Origin of the sequence: Flagellimonas alginilytica (assembly GCF_042134605.1) — a bacterium.
In the GTDB taxonomy this organism is placed as follows: domain Bacteria; phylum Bacteroidota; class Bacteroidia; order Flavobacteriales; family Flavobacteriaceae; genus Flagellimonas; species Flagellimonas alginolytica.
This window is the reverse complement of the sequence record NZ_CP169638.1, coordinates 382,511-397,787: the sequence shown is the minus strand read 5'-3', so window position 1 is coordinate 397,787 and position 15,277 is coordinate 382,511. Positions and strand designations below refer to the sequence as shown.

The following is a 15,277-nucleotide window of genomic DNA, read 5'->3' as shown; positions in this document are numbered from 1 at the left end:
TTAACGGATTAACTGATTGTATTCCTAAAAGAATGTGTTATATTTAAGTTTACAAAACTAATCAAACTATCTTATACAGACTATTTCGAAAATGATATTGGATTTAACTGTATTGGAATTGTTTAATAAAAGCTTCAACTACCTTTTAGGTTGTTTGTAATAAATTGAAAAATGCGGAAATGAGCCTAACGAACACTGATTTGCATTCCTCGCTCAAAAAATATTTTGGTTTCTCAAAGTTTAAAGGATTACAAGAAGGTGTGATCCAAAACATTCTAAGTGACAACGATACTTTTGTGATTATGCCCACGGGAGGAGGCAAATCCCTCTGTTACCAATTGCCTGCATTAATGAAAGAGGGGACCGCCATTGTGGTTTCCCCATTGATCGCCCTTATGAAAAACCAGGTCGATGCCATTCGCGGAATATCCGAACAGCATGGAATAGCCCATGTGTTAAATTCTTCCCTGACCAAGACCGAGGTAAAACAAGTAAAGGAGGACATAGTAAATGGGGTTACCAAATTGCTCTATGTTGCTCCGGAATCACTGACCAAGGAAGAAAATGTGGAGTTTTTAAGAAAGGTCAAACTTTCTTTTGTGGCGGTGGATGAGGCTCATTGTATATCCGAGTGGGGCCACGACTTTAGGCCCGAATACCGAAATTTAAGAGGAATTATAAATCGATTGGGAGATAATATTCCCATAATCGGCCTAACCGCTACGGCAACACCAAAGGTACAAGAGGATATTATTAAAAATTTGGGCATGACGGACGCCAAGGTATTCAAGGCATCGTTCAATAGGCCCAATCTATTTTACGAAGTACGTCCCAAAACCAAGAATGTGGATGCCGATATTATCCGTTTTGTTAAACAAAATCAAGGTAAATCTGGTATAATTTATTGTTTGAGCAGAAAACGTGTAGAAGAATTGGCACAAGTGCTTCAGGTAAACGGGATAAGTGCCGTGCCCTACCATGCAGGCTTTGATGCCAAGACACGTTCCAAGTATCAAGATATGTTCTTAATGGAGGAAGTGGATGTGGTTGTTGCTACGATTGCTTTTGGAATGGGAATCGACAAGCCAGATGTCCGATTTGTGATCCATCACGATATTCCAAAAAGTATAGAAAGTTATTATCAGGAAACTGGTCGCGCAGGTAGGGATGGGGGCGAAGGGCACTGTTTGGCCTATTACGCCTATAAAGATGTGGAAAAACTGGAAAAATTTATGTCCGGTAAACCTGTGGCGGAACAAGAGATCGGTAATGCCCTGCTTCAAGAAATTGTGGCTTATGCCGAAACCTCCATGTCCCGTAGAAAATTTATACTACACTATTTCGGTGAGGAATTTGACGAAGTGAACGGTGAAGGCGCCGACATGGACGATAACTCCCGAAACCCAAAACCTAAAGAAGAGGCCAAAGAGGAAGTAACCAAATTGTTGCACGTGGTAAAGGAAACCAAGGAGAAATTCAAGACCAAAGAAATTGTCCGTATCCTGGTGGGCAAAACCAATGCGATGATCTCCTCCCATAAAACCGATGAGAAAGAATTTTTTGGAATAGGAAAAGAACAGGACAAAACATTTTGGATGGCTTTAACGCGCCAAGTGTTAGTGGCAGGTCTCTTAAAAAAGGAAATCGAGCAATACGGTATCCTGCATTTAACAGAAAATGGCAAAAAGTTTTTGGACAATCCAGAATCTTTTATGATGACAAAGGATCATGTGTATTCCAAGGATGATACAGGAAATATAGTCGTTCCTGAAAAATCCAATGGAGCCGTTGCAGATGAAAACTTGTTGAAATTGCTCAAAGATCTAAGGAAAAGGGAAGCTCAAAAAAGAGAAGTTCCTCCATTTGTGGTCTTTCAAGACCCCTCACTGGAAGATATGTCCCTTAAGTACCCAGTGACCATGCAGGAAATAATAAATATTCAGGGTGTTGGCGAGGGCAAGGCAAAAAAATATGGTAAACCGTTCGTAGACCTTATTTCCAAATATGTGGATGAGAACGAAATTACCAGGCCGGACGATCTTGTAGTGAAAAGTACGGGGGCCAATTCGGGTTTAAAACTGTATGTAATTCAGAGTGTGGATAGAAAATTGCCCTTGGATGATATTGCATCGGCAAAAGGGCTGGAGCTTCCCGAACTTATCAAAGAAATGGAGCAGATCGTGTTCAGTGGTACCAAGTTGAACATTGGTTACTGGATAGATGAAATTCTGGATGAAGACCAACAAGAAGAAATCCATGATTACTTTCTTGATGCGGATACCGATTCCATTTCGGCTGCCGTAGATGAGTTTGATGGTGATTACGAGGACGAGGAGCTGCGTTTGTACCGTCTAAAATTTATAAGTGAAGTGGCGAATTAAAATTCGCCACTAAATTCTCCTGTTGTAATCATGGCCACAATAAATCCAAAGTAAAGAATTGTGAGCACCAAATAGATCAAGGCGATCACCAACCCTATGTATGACAGTATTTTTCCTGTTTTTACATTACTGAAGTCCGTATAACTTTCTGGATTTTGGTGGTAAAGATTACTTGCGGATTTAGCTTTTGAAAGGCCAATAATACTAAATATGGCTCCCAGTGGGCCACAGCAGAACAAAGTGCCGACAATGGAGAGTATCCCCATTGTCAACACTGTACTTGCCCCGGGTAAGGGTTGTTGGTTCATATGTTGATTTTATTGATATTGTTCAAGAATTTCTTGCATTCTTTGCGGGTCCTGTAGGGCATCCCATCCAAAAGCAGATATGGCCCAAAGGGACATTAAGAGATAAAGCACATTTAGTACAATACCGATAATGGAGAGTATTCTACCGGTTTTAACGGATTGTACACCATCGTACATTTCTGGGTTTTCGGCATAAAGTTTCAATGCTTTGTTGGCCAATATTAAACCAATAACACCAAAAATTAGACCGATTACCCCGTAGCAGCAACAGGTAACTATCGATATAATACCGAATACCATGATCAGCGTTGCATTTGGAAGTTTTTGTTGTTCCATAATCTAAAGATTTTAATTAAAAAGGTTATTCATTTTTATGATGTAACTTACTATGATGGTACCCGCTGTAAACAACAACAAAAACCATTTTACCTGCTGTGCATGTTTAAAACTAAAAAATATGTTTGCCAGTAAAAAAACGAGTAGCGCTACAATGGGATAAATGGCCGGGTACATATAAAATGCAGCTATAAAATCACCATGTAGGAGCAGATCTACGGCACGTTGCATACCACAACCGGGACAATCCACGCCCAATAACTTTTTATTAAGGCAAGGTAACATGTAGTCCTTCAGGTCAATGGCGAATATGGTTGGTGTTAGGTACATCATAGACTGTGGTGGCCGAAAAATACTATTATTTTTGTATTCAGGTTTAATTTTTACATCATTTTTTACCACAGAAATTAAATATGGGCAAATTTTTAAAAGGAGACAAGGTGGAGGTTTTGGACGAAGCCATAGCGGGCATTGTTCAACAGGTTGAAGGTGATGAGGTTACCATACTTACGGATGATGGGTTCCCCATGCGATTTATGTCCCACGACCTTGTAAAGATCGAGGGGGACATTACTGTGTCCAATTTTGAAGCTGCTCAAGTCAAAAAACAGAAAGAACTGCCCAAAAAAAGAACTTCACCTGTATTGAGGCCCAAAGAGCGAAGTGCACCGAAAATGGAAGTGGACCTGCATATTCATCAATTGGTAAAATCGAGCAAGGGCATGAGCAATTACGATATGCTAAATATCCAGTTGGAGACCGCAAAGAGGCAGTTGGATTTTGCCATTCGAAAACGTATTCAAAAAGTAGTTTTTATACATGGTGTGGGCGAGGGGGTGCTCAAGGAAGAACTGCATTACCTTTTTAATAGGTACGAAAACTTAAAATTTTACGATGCCGATTATCAAAAATATGGTTTGGGCGCAACCGAAGTTTACATTTACCAGAACGCTTAATCGGGAACATTGGTGGTTACCTCGCCAAATTCACTTATCGCAATATTGGTGATTCGTTCCCCGTTGTCGGTCACAAAAGAAATTCCACTAAGACTTATGGTGTGCAAAAATGACGAGGCATCATCGGGATCAACAATGGTTTCAATGATCACAGAACCATCTTCTGCTTCGACCTCATCAATAACAGTGGGTTGTGCGGGCGGAATATCGCTGCAGAAATAATCGCTGTCCACATCATCGGAAAAAACTCGGTAAGTGATCTGGGATTGACCGGGCACAGTACTTTCGGTGGTAACCGTTTCCCCAGCAACGCCATTGTTCAAAACGCCACTTTGGAGTTCCAAAATCAAGGACTCACTTTCATTTATCTTAAAAAGAATGTTCTTGGCGTCGGTTGTTGGGTCGGAGCAGTAATCCAAAGTTACACTGTCAAAATCAATGGTCTCGATTTCAAGGTCGCCATCACTGCAAGAAAGTAGAGCTCCAAAACAAAGAAAGGGAAAGAAAATTTTTCTCATGCGCCAAATTTAATGCAATTCCATTTTAATACCCCAATTCCCGAGCTTACTTTAAAAGAAATTAACTTAATTCGTGTACTTTTACACCCGTTTAAAGTAAAATCAACCATGCAAAAAGTCTATCTGGATAATGCTGCTACCACGCAGGTTAGAAAAGAAGTGATCGAGCGAATGCAAGAGGCATTGGCACAGTTTTATGGAAACCCTTCTTCCACCCACAGTTTTGGGAGATCGGCCAAAACAGCTGTTGAACAGGCCAGAAAGACCATTGCAAAAACGTTGAATGCCCATCCCTCCGAGATTATTTTCACCTCTGGAGGAACAGAGGCGGACAATATGATTTTGAGATGTGCGGTGAGGGATCTGGATGTTGAGACCATAATCACATCTAAAATTGAGCACCATGCCGTCTTACATACAGTAGAAGAGCTCGAAAAAGAGTACGGTATCAATGTCTGGTACGTGGATCTGGACGAAAATGGCAACCCTAATATGGATCATTTGGAGAGCCTGCTCAACAAGAGCGATTCCAAAAAGTTGGTAAGCTTAATGCATGTAAACAACGAAATCGGCAATATATTGGATATTGGCACTGTTGGCGAACTTTGTAAGGCAAATAATGCTCTTTTTCATTCCGATACGGTGCAATCCATTGGGCATTACCCTTGGGATGTTCAAAATGTAAATATTGATTTTATGACGGCGGCTGCCCACAAATTCCATGGGCCCAAAGGAATAGGGTTTGCCTTTATCCGAAAAAATTCCGGATTAAAGCCATTGATCTTCGGTGGTTCCCAAGAACGCGGTTTTAGGGCAGGGACCGAGCCTTTCCATAATATTGTTGGGTTGGAAGAGGCTTTTATTAGGGCATACGAGAACTTAGAGGAAGAAACAGAGGCTATTAAATCGCTTAAACAATACTTTTTGGAGAAGCTTAAACAAGAGATTCCCGATGCGGTGTGCAATGGGCTTTCTGGAGATTTGGAGAAAAGTACCTACACCTTGGCCAACGTGCGCTTACCTTTTGATAAACAGAAAGGTCTAATGTTGCTTTTCCATTTGGATATGAAAGGTATTGCTTGTTCCAAGGGGAGTGCCTGTCAATCAGGTAGTAGTCAAGGATCCCATGTGCTCAACGAAATTCTTGAGTGGGAAGAACAGGAGAAGCCCAGTCTTCGTTTTTCTTTTTCCATGTACAATACCAGGGAAGAAATAGATTATACCGTTCAGGTCCTCAAAGAGTTTGCGAACAGTTAAAAAGGATAATTAATTACGGTTCTTGCGTTTTTCCCTGTCGTAAGGAAATTTTCGGGAGGCGGTCTTCATCATTTTATCGATGAGTTCGGTGGTGTTTTTACCTGTTTTTTTGGAAATGGCGTTCTCGTACTTCCAAAGGAGTTTGCCGGTTTCGCCATCGCTTATTTTTACACCGATTCTGCCATAGTTGGCATTTCCACTAAAGTAGTCCAAAATGCTAAAATCCGTAGGTACGCCTTCGGATAATAAAATGTTCAGGTTTAGGTTGCCACTGATAATGCCATCTACATCCAAAACTTCGCACAATTCCTTGGTGGTGTAGGTATCAATGTTGGTGTAATCGATATCGTTTTGGGCCAATATGGCATTGGTGTTGTTTATATTCTGAAAATCCACATTGAATTTTTTGCGCTTTTTGCGTTTGGAAAAATAGGTCTCCAATGCATTTTGTACCGCGTACCCTTCTTTTTCTGCCAAAATCTTGAGGTCTTCACTATCTACCGTTTCCTCCAATTCCAAATGGGCAATAAATGGAATTATGGCCAAAACCTCGTGGTTACTGGTAAGTTGGTCAAACCTGATGTTTTCATAAATGTTCTTTTGGGCGGACATAATGCCTGTGATCAAAAGAATAACTACGAAGACAATTTTTTTCATGGATCAATATTTAATTCAACACCTATGTAAAAGGTTTGGCATACTTTAAAAAATAATTCTGGTTGATTAGGTCTTTGAGCTTGAAAAAGGCCAACAAATAATTGTACTTGATTATTTTTCGAATGCAAAAATACGCCTATTTCCTGAAAAACTTGGTACTAAATATAGTGGAGTTGCCCACATTGTCCGTAACCGTAACTATGAGGTCGCATTCCGTGTCGTTGGTTATATTGTCCTCAAAATTATAAGTAATGGTGTTTGTCTTTGGTTCGTATTCCATCAAAATCCATTTTCCGTTCAATGTGGCCGAATAACTATCTATTCCACTAAGGTCATCGGAAATAAGTAGACTCAAGTAATTGTAGTTGCTGAGCCATTGCTTTTCCTTGAAGTTCTTTGGTCTAATGGTAGGAGGAATACTGTCCTTGACAAGGGTGTATGTGCCCAAAGTGCGCGTTCGGGTGGTAAAAGAACCGTCTCTCTTGTAGGTTTTTGAATAAGATGGTCTCTTTTTGCTGTCCAGATGGGCAATGAACATTTGTTTTCGTTCTTCCGTGGTATATTTTGATGGGTCGAAACTGATAGTGAAATTTCGGTGTGCCGCAACGCTGTTGTTGTGTATGGTAATGGTGTCGGTTCCTTTTTGAAGGTCGATATAGAAATCTTCATAAAACGTGCTAGCGGGAAAAAATACTTTTGCAGCGCCCAAATCAAAGTTATTGGGCTTATTGGCTATCAAGAAATTATCTGTAGGGTCATTTTTCTTGGCAATTTTCTCCTCTTGCATTTTGCCTTCCACGGGAATTATGAGTTTAGTAGTGTTACCGGCCAGATCAGAAATAAGGATTTCCACAGTATAGGACAGACCTTCGATAATCTCAATTTTACCATCATTATAAAGGGATTTGTAGATACTTAAATGGTTATAGGGCTCTTTAAAGCACTTTTGAATGCGCTCTCTGTGGTTATAAAAGTGGGCGTAATCGATTAAAGTGTTGATGTACCGTGTTTCGCCGAACGAGAAAGTGTCAAAGTCGAATTCAGAATAAACCTTGCCGTTTACGGTTTGTTTTACGGCATATACGCCATTTTTATTGGCGGCCATATCCAAACGGTCAAAGCTATTGATGCCGAACCCGATTGTACCGACCGCCGTTACCTTATCGGCCAAAAAAGAACCGTCTGCTTGTTTTTTATAATTCAATTGAATTTTTTCTGCACTCTGATTTACCAATGCACCCTTGGCCAGTGGGTATGCAAAAAGTCCCAGCAAAGTCGGGTCTGTGGCATCCCTTACTTCGTAACCATAGAGCAGGGGATTGGTAGGTTTTCCGTTTACGCTGTTTCGAATCTCAAAATGCAGATGGGGCCCTGCGGAGCCTCCCGTATTACCGGAAAATGCGATAATATCTCCTTTTGCTACTTTTAACTCTCCATAATCGGGGAACATTTCAACCTCGAAAGACTGCTTTTGGTACTGAACTTTTTTTACGTACTTCTCTATTTCTGGCCCAAATTTTTGAAGGTGGGCATACACAGACGTATGCCCATTGGGATGCGCAACGTACAGTGCCTTACCGTAGCCCCAATGCGAAACTTTGATGCGGGTTACCGTGCCATCTTCGATAGCGTAAACCGGGAGGCCTTCCCTTTGTTGGGTCTTAAGGTCCATACCGGAGTGGAAATGGTTGGAACGTAGTTCGCCAAAAGTGCCGGAAAGTACCAAGGGAATGTCCAATGGGGAACGAAATGTGTTTTGCGGATATTTTTCTTGTGCAACTAGATAAATTGCAAATAAAAAGAAGGCTAAAAATAGTGTTCTACGCATAAAAGATCAGTAATTCTATTACGAAAGTAACCAATGTTTTGTTTTAAGAAAAGATTTAACGCAACAGCTCTAAAGCTTTGGTAAACGGAACAAGAATAAATGTAAAAAGTATTGCGAGGTTGTCCTAGGTTGGTTAACTTTGTGTAATACGTATTGTTGTTTGCATATATGAGCGAACTTGTTGAGATTGTGGATTCTTTGGAGAACAAGGTGAGCAAACTGCTGCACAAAATGGAGCTGTTGCACCAATTGAACGCTAATTTAAAGCTTGAATTGGAACATCTAAAGGATGAAAACAAACTCAAGGACGACGCTCTGAACCAATGGGAGGAGAAGTACGATTCCCTTAAAATGGCAAACACGATGCTGGGTAGTAATACGAGTAAAACAGAAGCTAAGCTCAAGATAAATACATTGATTCGCGAACTTGATGTTTGCATAGCCAAACTAGCGGATTGATTAGTTACAGAAATATGAACGAGAAGCTCAAAATAAAGCTTTCCATTGCCGATAGGGTATATCCATTGACCATAGACCCCAAGCAAGAAGAAGGATTGCGGAAGGCGGCCAAGAACATTGAAAACCTGGCCAAAAAGTTTGAGCAAAATTATGCAGTTCGGGACAAGCAAGATGTATTGGCCATGTGTGCCCTACAATTTGCATCCAAAATTGAGCAGAGTGGGATAGATCGTTCTGAAAATGCGGAAGCAGCCATGCAAAGGCTCAGGGCATTGGATGAACTGGTACATTCCAAACTGGGAGAATAAGTTCTTTTAAATAAAATAATGTTACTGCCCACATAGGTAATATTTTTTGACAAACTCAACACTATTATAATTCAAAAGGGTGAGTTTAGATTGTAAAAGCAGGCCCTACTTGCATAGGGATCCTTGATCAGTCTGTTAGCCCTAAACCTGTAATTTGGAGTTTGTACAAAACTTCAGCCTATGTGGGCTTTTTTTTTAACTAAACACAAACAAACATGGATAATATCGTAGTAATTGCTGTCGCAGCTGTTGTAGGGCTTGCCATTGGCTTTTCAATTGCAAAGATGATGGAGAAAGGCAAAGCGTCCAAGACCATTGCAGGGGCAAAAAAGGAAGCTGCCGATATCATAAAAGAAGCAAAGAAAGAAGGAGAGGGCATAAAAAAGGACAAAATTTTCCAGGCAAAGGAAAAGTTTTTGGAACTGAAGGCCGAACATGAAAAAGTTATAATCAATAAGGACAAGAAAATTGCCGAGGCCGAAAAGAGAACTAGGGACAAAGAGTCCCAAGTGAGCAGTGAGTTGGCCAAAAATAAAAAGTTGAACGACCAACTTCAGGGCAAAATACAAGAAGTATCCCACAAGAGTGAAATTCTTGATAAAAAGCAGGCCGAAGTCGAAAAACTACACAAGAGCCAAGTACAACAGTTGGAAGTGATATCCGGGCTATCTGCAGAAGATGCTAAGGCCCAGTTATTGGAGTCATTAAAGGAAACCGCGAAGAGCGATGCCATGGCCTATCTTCAAAATACTATGGAAGAGGCCAAACTGACCGCACAGCAGGAGGCTCGAAAGATTGTAGTAAACACTATTCAACGAATCGGTACGGAGGAAGCAGTAGAAAATTGTGTGTCCGTGTTTAATTTGGAGTCCGACGATGTAAAAGGACGTATAATCGGTAGGGAAGGACGAAATATTCGTGCTTTGGAATCGGCGACCGGAGTGGAAATTATTGTGGACGATACTCCAGAAGCAATTATTTTATCCTGTTTTGATTCCGTTAGAAGGGAAGTGGCCCGTTTGTCCCTGCACAGATTGGTGACAGATGGACGAATTCACCCAGCACGTATAGAAGAGGTTGTGAAAAAAACCGAAAAGCAAATTAATGAAGAGATTGCCGAAATAGGGAAACGTACCGTAATAGATTTGGGTATCCATGGCCTTCATCCAGAACTGATCAAAGCGGTAGGACGTATGAAGTATAGATCTTCGTACGGTCAAAACTTGTTACAGCACTCCAGAGAAGTTGCCAAGCTCTGTGGGGTAATGGCCGCCGAACTTGGCCTAAACCCTAAATTGGCGAAAAGGGCCGGACTTTTGCACGATATAGGTAAAGTACCAATGGCCGAAGTGGAGGTGGAGACCCCTCACGCAATCTTAGGTATGCAATGGGCACAGAAATATGGTGAAAAAGAGGAAGTATGCAACGCTATCGGAGCTCACCACGACGAAGTTGAAATGACTACTTTAATATCTCCCATTGTTCAAGTTTGTGATGCGATCAGTGGTGCCCGACCAGGTGCAAGGAGACAGGTTTTGGACTCGTACATACAGCGACTAAAGGATTTGGAAGATATCGCCTTCGGCTTTCATGGGGTGCAAAAAGCATATGCCATACAAGCTGGTAGGGAACTTCGTGTAATCGTGGAAAGTGAGAAAGTGAACGACGATAAAGCCGCCGAGCTATCTTTCGAAATCTCACAAAAAATACAGACCGATATGACCTATCCGGGTCAAGTTAAGGTAACCGTGATCAGGGAAACCAGATCGGTAAACGTTGCCAAATAAGATTAACTGACAATTATCATACTTTTCAACCTCGTATTGGGGTAACTTGATTACATATAATTAAAACAATTGAAAAGATGAAAATTGGTGTGCCCGTTTCTCAAATAATGACCAAGAACCTGGTCACATTGAGCACCAAAGATGATTTGGTGACCGCTGAACGACTTTTTAAAAAACATAACATAAGACATATTCCTGTTGTGGATGGTGAAAATATAAAGGGCATGCTGAGCCTTACCGACTTAATGCGGATCAGTTTTGCCGACGCCATTGATGAACATGAGGAAGTGGTGGATACCATTGTGTACAATATGTTTACTATTCCTCAGGTAATGGTGAGCAATTTGGTGAGCGTAGACCCCAATGCGACCATTAAGGAAGTCGCACAGATATTGGCAAATAGGGAATTCCATGCATTGCCCGTAGTGGAGGGCGATAAACTAAAAGGAATTGTGACGACCACCGACTTGATCCAGTACTTTTTAAGGGGATTGGATTAAAAGTGATCAAAAGTTTTGTGGATGGAATTGAGTAAGGGTCAATCCCTTACTCTTCCTCACCGCCATCGGATTCTTCCTCCGCTTCGGATTCTTTGTTGAGTTTGTGCTCCAGAATATTAAGATTCTTCATTTTTTCCTTCCAAGTCTGGAGTGCATCTTTTTGTTTGTTCAATTTTTGAACGACCTCCTTCACCAAGGGGTTGTCCTCAGAATCACCAGAGAAAAATTGAAGATTGTTCTCCAATTGTCGAATTTCCGATTTGACTTCATCTATTTTACGTTTCACAAAAACACGCTCGTTGCCAATGGCATGGTTATCTTCAGTTTTTGCAAGTTCTTGAACCTTGTTCCCATATTTAAGTAATTCGGATTCTTGTTTGCCAATGCCCAATTTCTTGAAGAGGGCATCGATTATTTTATTGAACTTGCTGTTGATGTGTTTCTTGTTGTATGGAATTCGGCCATATTGTTTCCATTCGGTCAAAAATGCCTTTAGATCTTCTAAATCCTTCTTTTTATCACCACTTAACTGGAATGCCTTAAGGCGGTCCAAACATGCGCTCTTCTTTTTAAAGTTCTCGAATTCCGCATTGTGTTCATCATTCTTTTCGGCGTGTAAACGATCAAAGTAATGATTACAAGCATCTTTAAACTCTTTCCAGATTTTATCGGAATACTTTCTGGGCACATGGCCTATTTTCTTCCAATCGCGCTGAATACGTTTCATTTGCGGGGTAACCTCCGCCCAATCATCACTGTCTTTTAAAGAAATCGCCAAATCCAACAATTCTTTTTTCTTTTCTAGATTTACTTGCTGCTCTTTTTTCTGGTTCTTGTAAAAAGCATTTTTGTTCCTATTGAATTTGCGAACGGTTTCCTTAAAATAGCTCCAAGTTTCTTCGTTCACCTTTTGAGGGACCCTGCCAGCTTTAAAGAACGCGTCGCGTAAGGCCTCCACCTCTTTGATCTGTTGTTGGATTCCTCGATGGTTGTTCGCTACATTCTCAGCTATTTGAGCAATGGAAGCGATTATTTCGTGCTTTTTTTCTAGGTTTTTTTCATAGACTTTCTCCAGTTCTTGGAAATGTTCCTGCCTACGTTGGTGCATGGCTTTGGTGGCGTTGCTGAACTTTTCCCAAATTTCCTCCCTATGCTCTTTGGCCACCGGGCCAACATCTTCTTTCCAGATTTTGTGAAGTGTCTGCAATTCCCTGAACGCTTTGTTCAAATCCGGTTCGGCGACCAAAGCTTCGGCGCGTTCTACCAATTTTTGTTTTTCCTCAAGATTGTGTTTAAAGTCAAGATCACGTAGCTCACGGTTGAGGTGCAAAAAATCGTAAAAGATCTCCATATGGTGGTGATACGTTCGCCAAACATCGTTGTAGTTGGCACGTGGCACCGGCCCTGCATTTTTCCAGCGGTTTTGTAGGTCTTTAAAGTTATTGTAGGTCGTATTGATATCTTCTTCGATATCTATTAATCCCTTTAGTTCCTCAATGATGTTCAAACGCTTGTTAAGGTTGTCCTTCAGGGATTGGTCTAAATTTTTATAGTATTGATCACGTTTTTCCCGGTAGTCGGAATATACTTCGTTGAATTGCCTTTTGGCAACAGAGTTGTACCTAAAATCAATTTCGTTGCCTCCCTTGGCTACGAACTCTTCTTTCTTTTCATCCAGAAACTCCTGAAACTTTTGATCAAATTCATATTTAATGGAACTTACATGCTTGTGGATGGCCTGTACTTTTTCATTTTTTACCAAGCGTTGTAATTCGCCCACCAAATTTTCCATGGACATGGAGTGGTAGTCCAACATGGGAATGGTGTGCCGCTTTTCGTTTTCCGTATCTTCGGCATCCTCCGCATTGGATTCATCGATTTCATCTAAATGTTCATTGGAATCGTCCATTTTTTCATCTTTGGTGGCCTGTTGGGATTCGTTATCCGGTTGTTCCTTGGCTTCACTTTCAGATGTAACTTCCCCGGTCGTTTTTGGTTCGGCTTGTGCGCTTTCTTCCAATTGACCATTTTTGTTTTCGGACGTTTCCTCTATTCCACCTTCAGCATGCTGAAGTTTACCATCGTTTTCCTGCATTAGTAGCGTATTTAGCTGTTGATTGATGAAAATTATAGCCAATTTAACAACTTAATCGTCTAATCCCAAAAGTATTGATTCTTCTTTTGGTGAATTTCAGGAATCTGTGGTTGGCAGTGAACTGTATATTGATGAATGTTTCTTAGGCATTGTTCCAGATTTCCCAAGCTTTTTCCGCTTGCCCTTCCAACATTTTTAATCCATTACAAATGGTGGCCCCTTGCGATTCTCCCTTGGATAAAAAAGCTGTTTTCTCCGGATTATAGATAAGATCGTACAGCAAATGTCCGGCCCCGATATGCTGATAGGGCAGTTTTGGTTTGTCTTCGATATCGGGGTAAGTGCCCAGCGGTGTACAATTAATTATAAGCTGATTATCTTTTATAACCTGTTCATTTAGCTCCTCGTAAGTATATTGATTTTGCTTTTTGTGCCGGGACACAAAAGTGTTGGCAATACCAAGCTCGTTCAAAACAAAGCGGATAGCTTTGGATGCGCCACCTGTTCCCAAGATCAATGCATTTTTATGGTGCGGTCTAAGATAAGGCTCGAGCGATTTTTGAAAGCCATAGGCGTCCGTATTGAAACCTTTTAGTCCGCTGGGGGTAAATTGAATAGTGTTCACGGCACCTATTTTTTCGGCTTTTGGATCCAATTCATCCAAAAATGGGATAACAGCTTGTTTATAAGGAATGGTAACATTTAGACCTGTAAGGTGATCTTGGGCCAATACGCTACTGAACTCTTCAATGTCCTGGAGGTCAAAGTTTTCATAACTATGGTCTAAAAGCCCTAGTTCTTCGAATTTTTTTGCAAAATATCCTTCAGAAAAAGAATAGGATATATTTTTACCTAGCAGCCCGAATCTTCTCATTTTTCTCTCTGTTTTTGCCATACCAATCCAGTAGTAATAATACCAAAACACCCAATATTATAAAAAGTATGGCCCACCATGTTTCCGGAGAGCCAATCCGTGGTAAAAAGCGTTCGTAGTTCAAAATTATTTTATCTCCATTGGAGTCCAGTAAGGGCGTGCCTGTTCCATCCAATTTAAAAATGGTTCTTTTCCATGGCCAAAGCACGCCCAAAGAGCCGGTTATAAAGCCGAGCAATACAGCAGTCGTGGTGGCCTTAAAATGTTTGAGGACATAACTGAGCAAATGCGAAAAAGTTACCAAACCCGCGGCTGAGCCCAGGGTGAAAACACCTAAGATCTTTAAGATCTTTATACGTTCTGGATTTTTTACAAAGCTAAAATCTCCCGAGAAAACCTCTGCAAAAGTATCATAGAGTGCATTCACTGAATCGACCAAAAGCAGCACATAATTGCCCAATAATATTAAGATAAAAGAACCGGATAGCCCGGGCAGGGTCATTCCGGAAACACTTATAATTCCGCAGATAAAGATAAATGCCAAATTATCGTTCTCTTTTGCCGGACTTAAAAAACTGATGGACAACCCGATGACCAAACCTATGGTTCCAGCTATTATGGTCCGTTTGTTCCATGGGGCAAAATCTTTACCTATATAGTAAATGGAACCGATTACCATTCCAAAAAATGTGGCCCAAACAAAGAGTTCGTTGCGGTCCAAGAGGTAATCCAAAACTCTGGAAACACTAAAATAACTGACCAGCATTCCGAATATCAGTAAACCTAAAAACCTTGCATTGGTATATTGGAAAAAGCTTTTGAACCTTCCATTAAAGAAAAGTTTGAGCGCTTTTGAATTTAGTTTTTGAAGGGAATAGATAAATTCCTCATAAAAACCGGCGACAAAAGCGACAATGCCTCCAGAAACCCCTGGGACCTTGTTGGCAGCACCCATGCAGAGACCTTTTACGACCAAGAAAAAGTTATCCAGAAATGTTCTAGGTTGATGCATT

At 40.9% G+C, this 15,277-nt stretch carries 16 protein-coding genes and 1 other RNA gene; 8 read left to right on the top strand and 9 right to left on the bottom strand.

The window, feature by feature from the left end; translation table 11 throughout:
* The first annotated feature begins 179 nt into the window (after positions 1–179).
* The gene (gene recQ, locus ABTP35_RS01665) at positions 180–2,381 is read left to right on the top strand and encodes a DNA helicase RecQ (RefSeq protein WP_293294358.1); all 2,202 of its coding nucleotides are present in this window, start codon (positions 180–182) and stop codon (positions 2,379–2,381) included.
* On the opposite strand, the gene ABTP35_RS01660 is transcribed toward recQ, so the two are convergent.
* Genes ABTP35_RS01660 through ABTP35_RS01650 form a run of 3 tightly spaced genes read right to left on the bottom strand, consistent with a single transcriptional unit; the run spans position 2,378 to position 3,358 of the window.
* Entirely contained in the window at positions 2,378–2,689 is a 312-nt protein-coding gene (locus ABTP35_RS01660; protein ID WP_224835138.1) for a CCC motif membrane protein, read from the bottom strand. The genes recQ and ABTP35_RS01660 overlap by 4 nt on opposite strands.
* A 9-nt stretch (positions 2,690–2,698) precedes the next feature.
* The gene (locus ABTP35_RS01655; RefSeq protein WP_224835137.1) at positions 2,699–3,025 is read right to left on the bottom strand and encodes a CCC motif membrane protein; all 327 of its coding nucleotides are present in this window, start codon (positions 3,023–3,025) and stop codon (positions 2,699–2,701) included.
* 12 nt (positions 3,026–3,037) lie between these two features.
* Positions 3,038–3,358 carry a DUF2752 domain-containing protein gene (locus ABTP35_RS01650; protein ID WP_224835136.1) on the bottom strand — a complete coding sequence of 107 codons (321 nt, stop codon included), beginning with the start codon at positions 3,356–3,358 and terminating at the stop codon, positions 3,038–3,040.
* Positions 3,359–3,438: 80 nt separating this feature from the next.
* Between ABTP35_RS01650 and ABTP35_RS01645 the strand changes: the two genes are divergently transcribed.
* Positions 3,439–3,981 (top strand): Smr/MutS family protein, encoded by a 543-nt coding sequence (locus ABTP35_RS01645; RefSeq protein WP_293294361.1) that lies wholly within the window; start codon positions 3,439–3,441, stop codon positions 3,979–3,981.
* Here the strand turns inward: ABTP35_RS01645 and ABTP35_RS01640 are convergent.
* Positions 3,978–4,499, bottom strand: a complete 522-nt coding sequence (locus tag ABTP35_RS01640) for a hypothetical protein (RefSeq protein ID WP_293294363.1) — start codon at positions 4,497–4,499, stop codon at positions 3,978–3,980. The two genes, ABTP35_RS01645 and ABTP35_RS01640, sit on opposite strands and share 4 nt — an antisense overlap.
* Positions 4,500–4,607: 108 nt before the next feature.
* Here ABTP35_RS01640 and ABTP35_RS01635 point away from each other — a divergent pair, with 108 nt between their 5' ends.
* Positions 4,608–5,756 carry a cysteine desulfurase family protein gene (locus tag ABTP35_RS01635; protein WP_293294365.1) on the top strand — a complete coding sequence of 383 codons (1,149 nt, stop codon included), beginning with the start codon at positions 4,608–4,610 and terminating at the stop codon, positions 5,754–5,756.
* Between the two features lie 9 nt (positions 5,757–5,765).
* Here the strand turns inward: ABTP35_RS01635 and ABTP35_RS01630 are convergent, their stop codons facing one another.
* Positions 5,766–6,413: a hypothetical protein gene (locus tag ABTP35_RS01630; RefSeq protein ID WP_252079210.1), complete on the bottom strand. Its 648-nt coding sequence runs from the start codon at positions 6,411–6,413 to the stop codon at positions 5,766–5,768.
* A gap of 136 nt (positions 6,414–6,549) precedes the next feature.
* Positions 6,550–8,241 carry a M23 family metallopeptidase gene (locus tag ABTP35_RS01625; protein ID WP_293294368.1) on the bottom strand — a complete coding sequence of 564 codons (1,692 nt, stop codon included), beginning with the start codon at positions 8,239–8,241 and terminating at the stop codon, positions 6,550–6,552.
* A gap of 168 nt (positions 8,242–8,409) precedes the next feature.
* Here ABTP35_RS01625 and ABTP35_RS01620 point away from each other — a divergent pair, with 168 nt between their 5' ends.
* From ABTP35_RS01620 to ABTP35_RS01600, 5 genes are all read left to right on the top strand, one after another.
* The gene (locus ABTP35_RS01620; protein WP_224835130.1) at positions 8,410–8,700 is read left to right on the top strand and encodes a hypothetical protein; all 291 of its coding nucleotides are present in this window, start codon (positions 8,410–8,412) and stop codon (positions 8,698–8,700) included.
* Between the two features lie 14 nt (positions 8,701–8,714).
* Positions 8,715–9,008 carry a cell division protein ZapA gene (locus ABTP35_RS01615; RefSeq protein WP_224835129.1) on the top strand — a complete coding sequence of 98 codons (294 nt, stop codon included), beginning with the start codon at positions 8,715–8,717 and terminating at the stop codon, positions 9,006–9,008.
* 53 nt (positions 9,009–9,061) lie between these two features.
* A non-coding RNA gene (gene ssrS / locus ABTP35_RS01610) (6S RNA) lies at positions 9,062–9,171 on the top strand.
* Between the two features lie 52 nt (positions 9,172–9,223).
* Complete coding sequence (rny, locus tag ABTP35_RS01605) at positions 9,224–10,795, top strand: ribonuclease Y (RefSeq protein WP_224835128.1); 1,572 nt, start codon at positions 9,224–9,226, stop codon at positions 10,793–10,795.
* A 77-nt stretch (positions 10,796–10,872) separates the two neighbouring features.
* The gene (locus ABTP35_RS01600; RefSeq protein WP_224835127.1) at positions 10,873–11,295 is read left to right on the top strand and encodes a CBS domain-containing protein; all 423 of its coding nucleotides are present in this window, start codon (positions 10,873–10,875) and stop codon (positions 11,293–11,295) included.
* Positions 11,296–11,341: 46 nt separating this feature from the next.
* On the opposite strand, the gene ABTP35_RS01595 is transcribed toward ABTP35_RS01600, so the two are convergent.
* The 3 genes from ABTP35_RS01595 to ABTP35_RS01585 all read right to left on the bottom strand — a co-directional run bounded on the left by ABTP35_RS01595 (position 11,342) and on the right by ABTP35_RS01585 (position 15,276).
* A complete protein-coding gene (locus ABTP35_RS01595; RefSeq protein WP_293294374.1) occupies positions 11,342–13,390 on the bottom strand; it encodes a DUF349 domain-containing protein in 2,049 nt (682 codons plus the stop codon).
* A 142-nt stretch (positions 13,391–13,532) separates the two neighbouring features.
* Positions 13,533–14,264, bottom strand: a complete 732-nt coding sequence (locus ABTP35_RS01590; protein WP_293294376.1) for a shikimate dehydrogenase — start codon at positions 14,262–14,264, stop codon at positions 13,533–13,535.
* Positions 14,239–15,276: a DUF368 domain-containing protein gene (locus tag ABTP35_RS01585; RefSeq protein WP_293294378.1), complete on the bottom strand. Its 1,038-nt coding sequence runs from the start codon at positions 15,274–15,276 to the stop codon at positions 14,239–14,241. The genes ABTP35_RS01590 and ABTP35_RS01585 overlap by 26 nt, the downstream gene beginning before the upstream one ends.
* Position 15,277: the final 1 nt, after the last annotated feature.

Bases quoted from the DNA above. Each gene is read 5' to 3' on its own strand.
- recQ (WP_293294358.1), top strand. From the start codon at position 180: ATGAGCCTAACGAACACTGATTTGCATTCCTCGCTCAAAAAATATTTT.
- ABTP35_RS01660 (WP_224835138.1), bottom strand. From the start codon at position 2,689: ATGAACCAACAACCCTTACCCGGGGCAAGTACAGTGTTGACAATGGGG.
- ABTP35_RS01655 (WP_224835137.1), bottom strand. From the start codon at position 3,025: ATGGAACAACAAAAACTTCCAAATGCAACGCTGATCATGGTATTCGGT.
- ABTP35_RS01650 (WP_224835136.1), bottom strand. From the start codon at position 3,358: ATGATGTACCTAACACCAACCATATTCGCCATTGACCTGAAGGACTAC.
- ABTP35_RS01645 (WP_293294361.1), top strand. From the start codon at position 3,439: ATGGGCAAATTTTTAAAAGGAGACAAGGTGGAGGTTTTGGACGAAGCC.
- ABTP35_RS01640 (WP_293294363.1), bottom strand. From the start codon at position 4,499: ATGAGAAAAATTTTCTTTCCCTTTCTTTGTTTTGGAGCTCTACTTTCT.
- ABTP35_RS01635 (WP_293294365.1), top strand. From the start codon at position 4,608: ATGCAAAAAGTCTATCTGGATAATGCTGCTACCACGCAGGTTAGAAAA.
- ABTP35_RS01630 (WP_252079210.1), bottom strand. From the start codon at position 6,413: ATGAAAAAAATTGTCTTCGTAGTTATTCTTTTGATCACAGGCATTATG.
- ABTP35_RS01625 (WP_293294368.1), bottom strand. From the start codon at position 8,241: ATGCGTAGAACACTATTTTTAGCCTTCTTTTTATTTGCAATTTATCTA.
- ABTP35_RS01620 (WP_224835130.1), top strand. From the start codon at position 8,410: ATGAGCGAACTTGTTGAGATTGTGGATTCTTTGGAGAACAAGGTGAGC.
- ABTP35_RS01615 (WP_224835129.1), top strand. From the start codon at position 8,715: ATGAACGAGAAGCTCAAAATAAAGCTTTCCATTGCCGATAGGGTATAT.
- rny (WP_224835128.1), top strand. From the start codon at position 9,224: ATGGATAATATCGTAGTAATTGCTGTCGCAGCTGTTGTAGGGCTTGCC.
- ABTP35_RS01600 (WP_224835127.1), top strand. From the start codon at position 10,873: ATGAAAATTGGTGTGCCCGTTTCTCAAATAATGACCAAGAACCTGGTC.
- ABTP35_RS01595 (WP_293294374.1), bottom strand. From the start codon at position 13,390: ATGCAGGAAAACGATGGTAAACTTCAGCATGCTGAAGGTGGAATAGAG.
- ABTP35_RS01590 (WP_293294376.1), bottom strand. From the start codon at position 14,264: ATGAGAAGATTCGGGCTGCTAGGTAAAAATATATCCTATTCTTTTTCT.
- ABTP35_RS01585 (WP_293294378.1), bottom strand. From the start codon at position 15,276: ATGCATCAACCTAGAACATTTCTGGATAACTTTTTCTTGGTCGTAAAA.